The sequence below is a fragment of the Streptomyces sp. NBC_00483 genome (assembly GCF_036013745.1).
In the GTDB taxonomy this organism is placed as follows: domain Bacteria; phylum Actinomycetota; class Actinomycetes; order Streptomycetales; family Streptomycetaceae; genus Streptomyces.
On the sequence record NZ_CP107880.1, the window covers coordinates 1,357,981 to 1,370,948 of the forward strand.

The window sequence follows — 12,968 nt, forward strand, 5'->3', positions numbered from 1 at the left end:
TGCACGGAATAAGACGGCCACGCCGCACCGTGAAGCTTCTACGGCGCAGAATCGCGCTGGGAGCTTCTACGGTCATGGTGGCCACCCTCGTTCAAGCGGTCGCCTTCGCTTCGGTTGCAGACGCCGCAGGTACCGGCCGCCCCGGGATCACCAACCCCGACAAGCCCATAGCGGGCAAGGCTCTCAAGCACGGCAAGGCTCGCACGGTCCAGAAAGGCTCCCGTACACCGCAGAAGGCGCCGAAGGCCACGTGGCCCTCGCCCGACGACGCGGTTGTTAGCCTCGCCGAGCCGGCCTCGAAGGCAGGCCGCCCGGTCCAGGCCAAGGGGTTGCCGCTCCAGCTCAACACCCCCTCCATCAAGCAGACCAAGAAGCCCCTCGACGGCAAGATCACCACGCGTGTTCTGCCGCAGAAGGCTGCGAAGCAGGCCGGCGTCGACGGGCTGCTGTTCACCCTCCAGCCGGAGTCCACCAAGGATTCGGGCACGGTCGGCACCACGGTGGATTACGCGGACTTCGCTGAGGCGTACGGCGGCGGCTACGGCTCCCGCCTGACCCTCGTCGAACTGCCTGCGTGCGCCCTGACCACGCCCGACAAGGCAACATGCCGGAGCGCCACGCCCGTCGCGACGGACAACGACACCGAGCAGCAGAGGCTGACCGCAAGCACGGTCCCGCTGAAGGCTGGAACGCCCACGGTCCTGGCCGCGCTCGCGGGCGACTCGGCGAAGACCGGCGACTACAAGGCGACGCCGCTGGCCCCCTCGGCGACCTGGAGCACAGACCTCAACACCGGTGACTTCGGCTGGTCCTACGACATTCCCGCGCCCGAAGTACCCGGCGAGATGTCCCCCAAGGTCGCGCTGTCGTACTCCTCGGGGACCATCGACGGCCGCACCGGCAACACCAACAACCAGTCCTCCTGGGTCGGTGACGGCTTCGACCTGTCCCCCGGCTATGTCGAGCGGCGCTACAAGCCGTGCGCGGACGACGGGCAGAAGGCCGACGACGGCGTCAACAAGCCCGGCGACCTGTGCTGGGGCTACGACAACGCCTACATCACCTTCAACGGCAAGGGCGGCGAACTCGTCCCCACTGGCACGGCCGACGAGTTCCGATTCCAGAAGGACGACGGATCGCGCATCGCCCGCCTGAAGTCCACCGCCCGCGGCAACGGCGACAACGACGGCGAATACTGGCGGGTGACCGACCCGGAGGGCAACCGCTACTACTTCGGCTACAACCGGCTGCCCGGCTGGGCATCGGGCAAGGAGAGCACCGACTCCACCTGGGCCGCCCCCGTCTACGGCGACGATGCCGACGAGCCCTGCCATGCCGCCACGTTCACCGAATCCTGGTGCCAGCAGGCATGGCGGTGGAACCTCGATTACGCCGTCGACGCCCATGGCAATGCAATCGCCTACTACTACAACAAGGAAGACAACTCCTACGGGCGCAACCTCAAGGCATCCGACGACACCCGCTACACCCGCGGCGGCTACCTCGACCGCATTGAGTACGGCCTGAAGTCGTCCTCCATGTACGGAACGAAGGCCCTGGCCAAGGTCGACTTCGCCAGCTCCGAGCGTTGCATCGCTGACAGCCACACCGACTGCTCGTCGATCTCCAAGGACGCGTTCTACTGGTACGACACCCCGTGGGACATGAACTGCGAGGAGGCCACCGACTGCGACGAAGGCCGGCTCGCACCGTCGTTTTGGACCCGCAAGCGGCTGACAGGCATCACCACCCAGGTCCTCAAGGACGACACGTACAGCAAGGTCGACTCGTGGAAACTGACCCACCGCTGGGGCCAGGCCGACGTCGACTACCAACTGCTGCTGGACTCCATCCAGCACACCGGCCACACCGCCACCCCTGAGATCACGCTGCCGAAGACCAGCTTCGCGTACACACAGCTGGCCAACCGGATGGACAAGACGGGTGACGGCTACGCGCCGTTCATCAAGGCGCGCCTGTCCACGATCACGGACGAGTACGGCGGCCAGACCGACGTCAACTACTCCGGCGAGGCCTGCGACGCGTCCTCGCTGCCGACCCCGCAGACGAACACGGCGCGCTGCTACCCACAGATGCTGGGCGGCTCGGACACAGAGGACCCCGAGCAGCACTGGTTCAACAAGTACGTGGTCGACTCGGTGACCGCGACCGACCGCACCGGTGGCGCACCGGATTCGGTCACCGCGTACGAATATCTGGGCGGCGCCGCCTGGCACTACGACGACGATGACGGCCTGACCAAGCAGAAGCACAAGACCTGGTCGCAGTGGCGTGGTTATGGTCACGTCCGCGTCAAGACCGGCGGCCAGGGCGGCGCCTCGGCCCTGACAACCCAAGAGGACTCCTACTTTTTGCGCGGAATGGACGGTGACCGCAAGGACACCTCTGGTGGCACCAAGTCCGTCTCCGTCACCCTCGGCGATGGCGAAGGCGACCCGATCACCGACCACGAGTCGGCGGCCGGCTTCGCCTACAAAACGGTCAAGTACTCCGGGCCCGGCGGAAACGTCCTGGAGAAGACCATCGAGCGGCCCTGGCACCACCAGACCGCCAAGCGTGTGCGCACCTGGGGAACGGTGACCGCAAACTTCACTGGAACCGCCAGCTCCAAGACCTACACCTCGCTGGACGACGGAGCGGGCACCAAGTGGCGCACCACCGCCCAATCGACGGCCTACGACACCGCTGCCGGCCGGGCGACTCAGGTCAACGACGAGGGAGATACGTCCACCACGGCGGACGACCAGTGCACCCGCACCACCTACGCCACGAACACCGAAAAAAATATCCTCACCCTGCCCTCACGAGAGGAGACGGTCGCCGTCAACTGTGCGACCACTCCGGACCGTTCCAAGGACGGCGTGGTCGTCTCTGACGAGCGCACCGCCTACGACGGTGGCGCCTACGACGCAGCGCCGACCAAGGGAGACGAGACGGCGTCGGCGACGCTGAAGAAGCACGACGGCACCAAGGCCACCTACCTGGAAACCGGCACCACCTACGACAGCTACGGCCGTCCGTTGAAGGTGACCGACCTGGCCGCCGATGTCACCGCGGCCGAAGGCAGCACGCCGGTCCGCGCTCCGCGCAGCGACGGGCTGACCAACACCACCACCTACAGCCCGGCCACAGGGTTCCCGGCCACCGCCACTACCACTACGCCGCCGGCCAAGGCACTGGACGCCGACTCGGCGCAGACCACGGTCAACACGCTCGATCCCTTGCGTGGCATGCCCACGGCCCAGAAGGACACGAACGGCAAGACCAAGAACTTCACCTACGATGCGCTGGGCCGCTCCGACAAGGTCTGGCTCGCCAACCGCACCACTGGTCAGACGCCGTCCTACGACTTCGACTACTTCGTCGAAGAGGGCAAGCCGGTCGCCGTGCGCACCCAGACCCTCGACAACGGGGGCGGGCAGGTCGCCTCGTACACGCTGTACGACGGTCTCCTGCGCGAGCGCCAGACCCAGGACATCGGTCCGGACGGCGGCCGCCTGTTGGCCGATACCTTCTACGACGAACGCGGCCAGGTCGCCAAGACGTTCTCCCCTTACTACACCGAAGGCGCCCCGAACCGGGACCTGTTCAAGCCGGCCGACGCCCTCAGCGTCGAGACGCAGACCCGCCATACCTACGACGGTCTGGGACGGGAGACGGAAACCAAGCAGATCGCTGGCAACGGGGACGGTGGCAGCACCCTCGCCACCACCAAGACCATCTATGGCGGTGACCGCACCACGGTCATCCCGCCCGTGGGGGGCACGGCGACCACCACACTGACCGACGCCCGCGATCACGCCACCGAGCTGCGCCAGCATCACACGCGCAGCGCAAGCGCCGCCTACGACACCACCACCTACGCGTACTGGCCCTCGGGAAGGCTCGCCAAGGTCACCGACCCGGCCAGCAACGAGTGGAAGTTCGAGTACGACCAACTTGGCAACCAGACCAAGATTTCCGATCCGGACAAGGGTGTCACGCAGAGCACCTACGACGACCGCAACCAGCTCGTCACCACCGAGGACTCGCGCGGCAAGGTCCTCTTCCACGCCTACGACCAGCTTGGCCGCCAGACCGCACTGCGCGAGACGAACGCCACCGGCGCCCTGCGCGCTTCGTGGACCTACGACGCCGTCACTGGCGCCAAGGGCCAACTGGCCTCCTCCACCCGGTACGTGGGCGACGATGAGTACACCACCAAGGTCACCCAGTACGATCCGCTGTACCGCGCAGTGCGCTCCGCGGTGACGATCCCCGCCTCCGAAGGCGCCCTGGCCGGCACCTACCAGTCGGGTACCAGCTACAAGCCCTCCGGCCTTGTCGCGGGCGTCTCCTATTCAGCTGCGGGTTCGCTTCCGGGCGGCTCGTACGCCTACACCTACGACGAGGCCCTGCGGCCCGCGTCGATCCTGGGTAACGGCTACCAGTCCGACACGAACTACTCGCTCACCGGCAAGCCACTGCAGTACACCTACGCCTCGACCGCGAGCGGCGCGAAGAAGAGCTGGCTCACCAACACCTACGAATGGGGAACCCAGCGCCTGGCCACCTCCCGCGTGGACCGCCAGGACGTCGCCGGAGTCGACCGGCTCAACACCTACAAGTACGACGAGGCCGGCAACGTCCTGTCCATCTCCGACGTCTCGCGTGCCGGCACGGACAACCAGTGCTTCGCCTACGACTATCTGCGCCGCCTGAGCGAGGCCTGGGCCGAAGGCGACACCACCTGCGCCGCCGCACCAGCGGCGAGTGCAACCGGTGGCGCGGCCCCGTACTGGACCTCGTACACCTACGACAAGGTCGGGAACCGCAAGACCGAGACCGAGCACGACCTGACCGGCGACGCAGCCAAGGACACCAAGAAGACCTACACCTACCCGGCGGCGGGCGCGGCCCAGCCGCACACACTCACCGAGGTCACGCAAGCCGGACCGTCCGGGACGTCGAAGTCCAGCTACAGCTACGACGCCACTGGTAACACCGCTACTCGCGTCATCGGCGGCGACACCCAGAAACTGGACTGGGACGCCGAGGGACACCTGGCAAAGGTGACCCAGCCCGTCGAGGGCAAGGCCGACGAAGTCACCGAGTACCTCTACGACGCCGACGGCAACCGTCTGATCGCCCGCGGCCCGGCCTCCACCACCCTCTACCTCGACCAGGGCGAACTCGTCCTGCCCAAGGGAGCAACCAAAGCCAAGGCCACCCGCTACATCGACCTGGGCAGCGGCAGCCAGGCAGTCCAGTCCGACGACGGCGGCATCTCCATCACCGTCGCCGACCACCTGGGCACCGGCCAACTGTCTATCAAAGCAAGCGATTTGAGCTTGTCCCAGCGTCGCACACTGCCCTTCGGCGGCACCCGCGGCGACAGCACCGGCACCTGGCCCGGCACCAAGGGGTTCGTCGGCGGCACCGACAACACGGCCGACACCGGCCTCACTCACCTCGGCGCCCGCGAATACGACCCCACCACCGGACGGTTCATCTCCGCCGACCCGGTGCTGGACACCGACGATCCGCAGCAGATCAACGGCTACGCCTACGCCAACAACAACCCCATCACCTTCTCCGACCCCACCGGACTGCTCTGTGCCCTGCTGGACCAGTCCAAATGCTCCGGGAATGACAAGCGCAAGTGCGGCCAGGTGCCCATGGCGCCCTGCAAGTCGAGCGGCGGAGGCGGCGGAGGCGGAGGCGGGAGCAGCAGAAACGGCAACAGCCGCGGCAGCGGAACCGGCCAGATCACTGTCAAGGTCAAGGCCAGCATTCCCTCCGCATGCTTCGGCCGCGACAACCTGCTCAACGCCATTCACTGCAGTAGCGACGGAGAATGGTTCAACCACGAGAACGCGCGTGAAGTCGTCAAGGTCCTTCTCCTGCCCGACACGGAGTCGTGGCGCAAGTGCCTGACCGAACTGGACGGCAAGAGCTGCGCGTGGGCATCCACCGACCTGCCCTGGCTGCGGCTCGCGAAGGTAGCCAAGGTCGGCAAGATCAAGAAGGTAGTGAGCGCGGGCCGTAAGGGCTGCAAGTGCTTCCTGGCCGGCACCGGCGTCCTCATGGCCGACGGCAACAGCAAGAACATCGAGGACGTCGAACTCGGCGACAAGGTCATCGCCACCGACCCGAAGACCGGCAAGACCAGTGAACGAGAAGTCACTGCGACCATCATCACCGACAGCGACAAGCAATTCACCGACCTGACGCTCTCGACCGATGACGGCACCGAGCACCTGACGGCCACACATGAGCACCCCTTCTGGTCGGTGTCCCAGCACAAATGGATACCTGCCGGCAAGCTCAAGCCCGGCATGACCCTGCGCACCAACACCGGCCGCACCGTCGAGGTCACCGCAACCCACCACCACGAGGACCGCGTACGCACCTACAACCTCACCGTCGAGGGACAGCACACGTACTATGTGCTGGCGGGGCAGACTCCGATCCTGGTTCATAATTCCAACTGCCCGCTCACTGGCGGGTTCAAGGCGGGTGTCAGTTCGGACGAGATCGCCGACATTAATCGCGGTTTCGGTGGGGAGACGTTGTTGAGCGGTTCGCCAGCAAACACCTTGGCTAACGCCAGTCGCTATACCAGCTTCTGGGATAAGTCGGCAGTGGTGATCAGGGATATTGCGGGAAGCCACATGTTCAACAACGGAAATAAGCGAACCGCTCAGGCTACCGTTGAAAAGTTGATGCAACGGAACAGCGTCACGAGCGGCCCCACTTCCGCGGACCTCCGAAGCGTCATCGACAGGGTGGGCAAAGGTCAACTTCATGACGTCAGCGATATTTCGGCAGCCTTGAGGGGCTACTGATGGGAGCGAAAGAGATGGATATCGAGCCGCTCATGGAGAAGTTGGGCCGCTCCGGCGTCACTGTGATCCTCAAGGTGGATGATGAGAGGATGGCGGAAGGTAAGGAGCCTTGGACGTTGGTAATGTCGGGGCCGGGCCTAGGGGAGCAAGGATTTATCCGTTCCGAATCATCCAGTCTCAGTGGATGCCTGGAACAAGGATTCACGCGACTGCGCGCCAGGTCCGGCAACTGGGAATGGCTGACTGAAATCTAGTAGCCATCGAAGTGAGGCCCTCCCGAGTGTTTTCGGGAGGGCCTCGTGCCTTTTTACGGCAACGTCAGCGGACGATAGCTGCAGTGGGTGGAGCATCGGTCGGGCTGAGGATATCGATGACCTGGCGCTGGAGGCGGAGGCGTACGTGGGCGTGCACCACCGCTCTGGATATAGGGATCAAGTCCCCAGACGGCTCAAGGCGTCGGCCCGCCACCCACGTGACTGTCATCGCGACCAACGCGTCTACTGCTCGAACAGACCAGCGGCGTATGTCCCTCAAGGAACGTCGCTATCACCGGATTAGGACTGCTCCCACGCCGTGATCACACCAGCCACAGCAAGTTCATTCCACTGAGTCGGAACCCTCCAGCCGGTCAGAAAGCCCCCCCCCAGATGCGAAGGCGAGGATGTCTCGCACTGCTTCGCGCAGACTAGGCACTGTTTCTCGGATCAGGTGCGGAGCCAGATGATGAGGGTTGCGAGTGTGACGGTGCCGAGGTAGATGTAGGCGCGTTTCTCGTAGCGGGTGGCGACGGCACGGAACCCCTTGAGGCGGTTGATGGCTCGCTCGACGGTGTTGCGCTTCTTGTAGTGCTCGCTGTCGAATCCGGTGGGCCGGCCGCCGCCCGACCCGCGATTCTTCCGGTGCCTTCGCTGGTCGACGCGTTCGGGGATGGTGTGTCGGATTCCGCGTCGGCGCAGGTAGCGGCGGTTGTTCCGGGACGTGTAGGCCTTGTCTGCCAGCACGCTGTCGGGTCGGCTGCGGGGCCGTCCAACCCCTTGGCGGGGCACCGAAATCAGCTCCAGTACCCGCTCGAGCTGAGGGCCGTCACCGTAGTGTCCGGGTGTCAGGACGAGGGTGAGGGGCCGGCATCGTCCGTCGGCGGCGAGGTGGATTTTGGTGGTGAAGCCGCCGCGGGAGCGTCCCAGGCATTCGCCGATCTGACCACCTCCTCCAGCCGGACGACCAATTTCCGCAGCACCGGATCGACCCGGTTCGTCCCCGCTGCCGCCCCCTTTTGAGGCGTGGCGGGTGGAGACTGTTTCCTCGCGCCCGCGGCGTGCTGGTGAGCGCGTACTGCGGTGGAGTCCACCGAGACGTCCCAGTCGATGCGGCCCTCGGCATCAGCGGCGGCCTGGACGCGAGACAGCAGCATCACCCACGTCCCGTCCGCCGACCAGCGCCGATGCCGCTTGTAGACGGTCTCCCACGGACCGAACCGCTCGGGCAGGTCCCGCCACTGCACCCCCGTCCGCACCCGGTACAGCACTCCGTTGATCACCCGCCGGTGATCACTCCACCGGCCTCCGCGCGCACCACCACGAGGCAGCAACGACTCAAGCCGGTCCCACTCCGCATTCGTCAGATCCCCACGCCCCATCCACCCAGACTGGCCCCAACTCCCCACTCACGTAAGGAGATCCGAGAAACAGCCCCTAACGAAGTGACGATGCACGCCATCAACTGCCGCTGGGGTGTTTACGCCCCACACCGTCATCCCGGCACGCAGCCCGGACTGCACCCCGGAAGGGGCATCCTCGATGACCAGACAGTCCTCCGGCCTGGCACCGAGTTGTGCGGCCGCCTGCAGATACGGCACCGGCGACGGCTTGCCTTCCGTGACGGCGGCCGCATCCACGACAACCTTCGGGACCGGCAAGCCCGTCCGCGCGAAACGTCCGCGTACCCGGTGCTCGTAGTTCGCGGTCACGAGCGCCCATGCCCCGGGCTCCAAAGCGTTCAGCAGTTCAGAGGCACCGCGGAAGGCCGCATATGAACCGGTGCGAACGTCCTCGTCCTCCAGCTCATGCAGTGCAGCCAGGCATTCCCGGGCGTCCTGATCCGGAGCAACTTGCGCGAACGTCTCCATCGGCCTCATCCGCAGGGCTACTCGATGGACCTCATCAGAATCGAGTCCGTACCGCTCCGCCCACGTGCGCCAGACCAGGCGCTGATTGTCCACCGCGTCGATCAACGTGCCATCGACATCAAACAGGACATACCTCATCGCACCGGGACGGTCGGGTTCACTGATCACGCCCCGATCATGCCATCAGGCCCTGAGCAGGCAGTTTGCGGGACAAGCCTTAAAGCGTGTTGCACAAGGCTGTGTTCGGGCAGGCCAGGGCACGTGGGCGCGGTCTTCTGGTCATGATGTGAGGGCGAGGTTGTACATGTGGGCGACGGCCTGGACGGCGTGGTGGAGGCCGTCGCCGTGCTGTCGGCAGTCGCGGAGGATCTTGTAGTTCTTCATCCGGCCGATCACATGCTCCACCGGGGCACGCACCGTGCGGTGCGCGGCGTTGTCGTCCTCCTCGCCGGGGAGTAGCGGCCGGCGGGGGCGTTTGCGGTGCGGTACGACCATCCCGCAGTTGAGGTAGGCGCCGTCGCCGAGGACGGTCACACCGTGGCAGTGTTCGGCCAGCCCGGAGGCGCGCCAGGCGTGGGCATCCGCGGTGGTGCCCGGCACCGGCCGGGCTGTTGCGATCACGAGGCGGGTGTCGGCTTCGACGATGACCTGCACGTTCGCCGAGAACCGGTAGTTGCGCGAGGACGAGCCGACGTGCCGGTCGCGGACCGGGATGAGGGTGCCGTCCACGATCCACAGCCGGTCGGTGGCATCGGCCGGGCGGGAGACGGGCTCCAGCGCCAGCAGCGGGCCGAGCCGCTGGATCACCCGGCACACCGTCGACGAGGAGATGCCGAACAGCGGGCCCAGCTGCCGCATGGTCAGGTTCGTCCGGTAGTACACCGCGACGATCAGCACCCGCTCGGCCAGTGGCAGACTCCATGGCCGGCCCCGCAGAGTGCCGTTACCGCCCCGTTCACGCACCGCCCTCAGCAGCCGCGCAAACTGCGTCACCTGCAACCCCGACCCCGCGGCACACACCACCGCACCGCGCCACCTCGGCGGACGCACGGCGGCCCGGGTACGCCGCAACCACGCCGAGGTCCACCGGCTGCTGAAGCACGGGATCGCCCTGCGCGCCATCGCCCGCCACCTGGACCTGGACCGCAACGTGGTCCGCCGCCTCGCCCGCGCGGACGTCTGGCAGCAGGCGGCGCCCACCTGGCCACAGCGCGCCGGGATCCTCACCCCCTACCAGGGGCATCTGCACCGCCGGTGGGGCGAGGGCGAGCACAACGTCGTCGCACTGTTTCGCGAAGTGGCCGCGCGCGGCTTCAAGGGCAGTGAGTCCACCGTGCTCCTCTACGCCACCGACCACCGCGAAGCCCTGGACTCCGGACTGCCCCCGCCCGCACCGGCCCGCAGCGCCTTCGAGGTCTCCCGCCTGCTGATGAGCCGACCGGACCGCCTGAGCGAAGACCAGCGCGTTTTCGTCAAGGACCTCCTCCAGCGCTGCCCGGAACTGCACACGACCCACCGGCTCATCCGCGCCTTCACGAGCGTCTTCGACAAACAGCACCCCGCGCAGCTCAACGCCAGGATCCACCGGGCCCGCACCTGCGGCATCGCTCAACTGGCCAGCTTCGCAGGCGGACTTCTCGACGACCTCGACGCAGTCACGGCAGCCGTTACCCTGCCCTACAGCTCGGGCGTTGCAGAAGGCAGGATCACGGACCTGAAACTGATCAAGAGGCAGATGTCCGGCCGCGCGGGCATCCGCCTCCTGCGCAAGCGCGTCCTACTCGTGGCCCACGCCCGCCGCACCCCAGCCCCGGACGTCACCGACGACCCATGGGCGATCAACACTCACGAAAATCTTGTATGAGCCGAGAGCCACACCCGACTCGGTAACCTCCCGCCGCGGCAATTCGATGGCGCGCGCGAACACGTGTGATCACCCTGATCCAGTGACAGAACCCAAGCACCAGATCCGAGCCCTGCACACGGACCGCACGATCACCATCTACCAGGCATACTCACCGGCGATCGGTCTGGCGGCGGCCCGAGACAGCCGTTTCCCAACGGAGTGGCAGCGGGACAGGATGACGTGGATCAAGCCGTCCTTCCTGTGGATGATGTACCGCTGCGGGTGGGGCAGCAAGGAAGGCCAGGAGCATGTCCTCGCAGTCGAGATCACCCGAGAGGGTTTCGAGTGGGCACTGCGACACGCCTGCCTGTCCCACTACGAGCATGGCCTCCACACCGACCGCGCCACGTGGAAGCGCCAGCTGAAGCGAGCCCCCGCCCGGGCGCAATGGGACCCCGAACGCGACCTGTACCTTCAGCCGCTTCCACACCGATCCCTACAACTCGGCCTCACCGGCGAAGCCGCACACCTATATGCCGACGAGTGGATCGTCTCCATAACCGATGTCACACCGCTGGCCCGCGTGATCCACGCCCATGTACGAGACGGAGAACTGGGCGTTGCCCGTCAACTCCTGCCGCGTGAAAGTCCCTACCCTGTGAGCGGCGAGAAACTGGCCCACCTACACCGATAGGCCAATACCGCCAACTGCAATCACGCCCTTTGGTCACCTGGCGTTTGTGGTACGGGACTTGGGCCGCAGCCGCTGGAACACGGGCGACTGATGGCCGCGGCGCTGCACCGTCGATGCGTAGCCGGCCGCTGATGGGGCCCTCCGAGCTCGAGGGTGCCCGCACGAACACGACCCCCGCTTGCATATCCGCGTTCCGCACGAGGAAGGAAGCCGCGCCTATGCGCTTCGCTCTGCTCATCGAGCGTCCCCTGACCGTCCACTGTCTCATGCGGGGACCCGGACGAGTCCGAGGTGCACCACGCGTAGGCTCGCGGGTCGTGCCAGGCATCCGACGGGAGCGGTGGTCGGCCAGCCCGATGGGGCGTGGCATGCGAAGAGGGCCGACAGCGTGTGGCTGTTCGGCCCTCGTGCGCCCGAAATGAAGAGCTCCCCGCGTCGCCTCAGAAAGGCCGGGTGGTGTTGCCGGGGGTGGGCTGCCACAGGTGTACGTATGCCTCTGCCTGCTGCCACCAGGCGGACAGCCTCGGCCCAGGGCGGACCACGCCATCGGTGTGATTGACGATGACGACCTCGAAGGGGTCGCCGTCCTGGTCGAAGTCGATGCGCGTGCGGTCGAGTTCACCGTGTTCGTGGTGCAGGGCGTGGAGAGTGAGGGCGATCGCGGTGTTGGTGCGGTCGGTCCTCAGGAGCGTGCCGCTGATGACGAGTTGAGGGTTCGACGGGGAGGTGGGCGCGTAGAGGCTGTCGCCGATGAGGTACCAGTCGGTGGCCGTGGCGTCGCACATCATGGCGAGGATGTCGCGGTCGGTGATGCGCATGGTGGTGTCTCTCCTTGTGTCCTGGCGGGGTGAGGTGCGGGTGGCCGGAGTTGGTGTGGTGTGTTCGCGGGTCCGGGTGGCGGGCGCGGTGTGTCGGTGCCGCGCCCGCCGTGGGGTGTGTCAGGTGCAGGGGCCGAAGCGGCAGGTGTTGGTGTGTGCGGGGTCGTCGTCGAAGGTGGGTGGCAGGGCGTTCTGGCGGTCGCAGTCTTCGCGGGTGAGGGTGCGGGTGAGGTGGGTGCCGAGGTCGGCGAGGTGGCGGATCTCGGCGAGCGGGACCGGGGCGGCGCATTCGGGGCAGGGGCCGAGGAGTTCGAAGGCGTCCTCGTCGTAGAGAGGGAAGCGGGCCAAGAAGGTGTACGTGTCTCCGGACTCGGGGCAGGTGGCGGTCGCGAGGACCGGCTCGCCGATCGCGGTGCGGCGGCGCAGGTGGTCGGGGGTGGTGGTGATCTGGTCGAGGGGTAGGCCGAGGGCGGCGGCGAGGCGGACGGCGGTGCGGGCGTGTTCGCGGCCCTGGTACTGGCCGTGGGGGCTGAGGGCGGTGTGGTGGCGGATGTAGACGGCGGCGGCCTGGGCGCGTTCGGCGATGCTGGTCATGTCGGGTTCTCCGTTCGGTGCGGTGCAGGTTGGTGTGTTGCTC

At 66.6% G+C, this 12,968-nt stretch carries 9 protein-coding genes; 4 read left to right on the top strand and 5 right to left on the bottom strand.

The features are described 5' to 3' along the window. The first annotated feature begins 74 nt into the window (after positions 1-74). Both OHA73_RS05745 and OHA73_RS05750 read left to right on the top strand, forming a co-directional pair. Complete coding sequence (locus OHA73_RS05745; RefSeq protein WP_267071844.1) at positions 75-6,848, top strand: polymorphic toxin-type HINT domain-containing protein; 6,774 nt, start codon at positions 75-77, stop codon at positions 6,846-6,848. Beyond that, entirely contained in the window at positions 6,848-7,102 is a 255-nt protein-coding gene (locus OHA73_RS05750; protein ID WP_267071843.1) for a hypothetical protein, read from the top strand. The genes OHA73_RS05745 and OHA73_RS05750 overlap by 1 nt, the downstream gene beginning before the upstream one ends. A gap of 450 nt (positions 7,103-7,552) precedes the next feature. Here the strand turns inward: OHA73_RS05750 and OHA73_RS05755 are convergent. The 3 genes from OHA73_RS05755 to OHA73_RS05765 form a co-directional block, all read right to left on the bottom strand. Then, positions 7,553-8,484 (bottom strand): IS5 family transposase gene (locus tag OHA73_RS05755; protein ID WP_327658412.1). Its coding sequence is split into 2 segments (ribosomal slippage): positions 7,553-8,083 and positions 8,086-8,484, totalling 930 coding nucleotides; the frame shifts between segments, so codons are not numbered across the junction. Positions 8,485-8,511: 27 nt separating this feature from the next. Beyond that, the gene (locus tag OHA73_RS05760; protein ID WP_327654383.1) at positions 8,512-9,141 is read right to left on the bottom strand and encodes an HAD-IA family hydrolase; all 630 of its coding nucleotides are present in this window, start codon (positions 9,139-9,141) and stop codon (positions 8,512-8,514) included. Between the two features lie 111 nt (positions 9,142-9,252). Continuing rightward, positions 9,253-9,996 (bottom strand): transposase family protein, encoded by a 744-nt coding sequence (locus tag OHA73_RS05765; protein ID WP_443063035.1) that lies wholly within the window; start codon positions 9,994-9,996, stop codon positions 9,253-9,255. Here OHA73_RS05765 and OHA73_RS05770 point away from each other — a divergent pair. Both OHA73_RS05770 and OHA73_RS05775 read left to right on the top strand, forming a co-directional pair. Further along, positions 9,911-10,837 carry a transposase gene (locus OHA73_RS05770; RefSeq protein WP_267071840.1) on the top strand — a complete coding sequence of 309 codons (927 nt, stop codon included), beginning with the start codon at positions 9,911-9,913 and terminating at the stop codon, positions 10,835-10,837. The genes OHA73_RS05765 and OHA73_RS05770 overlap by 86 nt on opposite strands. A 46-nt stretch (positions 10,838-10,883) precedes the next feature. Further along, a complete protein-coding gene (locus OHA73_RS05775) occupies positions 10,884-11,513 on the top strand; it encodes a DUF4291 domain-containing protein (RefSeq protein ID WP_443063036.1) in 630 nt (209 codons plus the stop codon). 440 nt (positions 11,514-11,953) lie between these two features. Here the strand turns inward: OHA73_RS05775 and OHA73_RS05780 are convergent, their stop codons facing one another. Continuing rightward, a complete protein-coding gene (locus OHA73_RS05780) occupies positions 11,954-12,331 on the bottom strand; it encodes a hypothetical protein (protein WP_267071838.1) in 378 nt (125 codons plus the stop codon). A gap of 120 nt (positions 12,332-12,451) precedes the next feature. Further along, entirely contained in the window at positions 12,452-12,925 is a 474-nt protein-coding gene (locus OHA73_RS05785; protein WP_327654384.1) for a hypothetical protein, read from the bottom strand. Between the last annotated feature and the right edge of the window lie 43 nt (positions 12,926-12,968).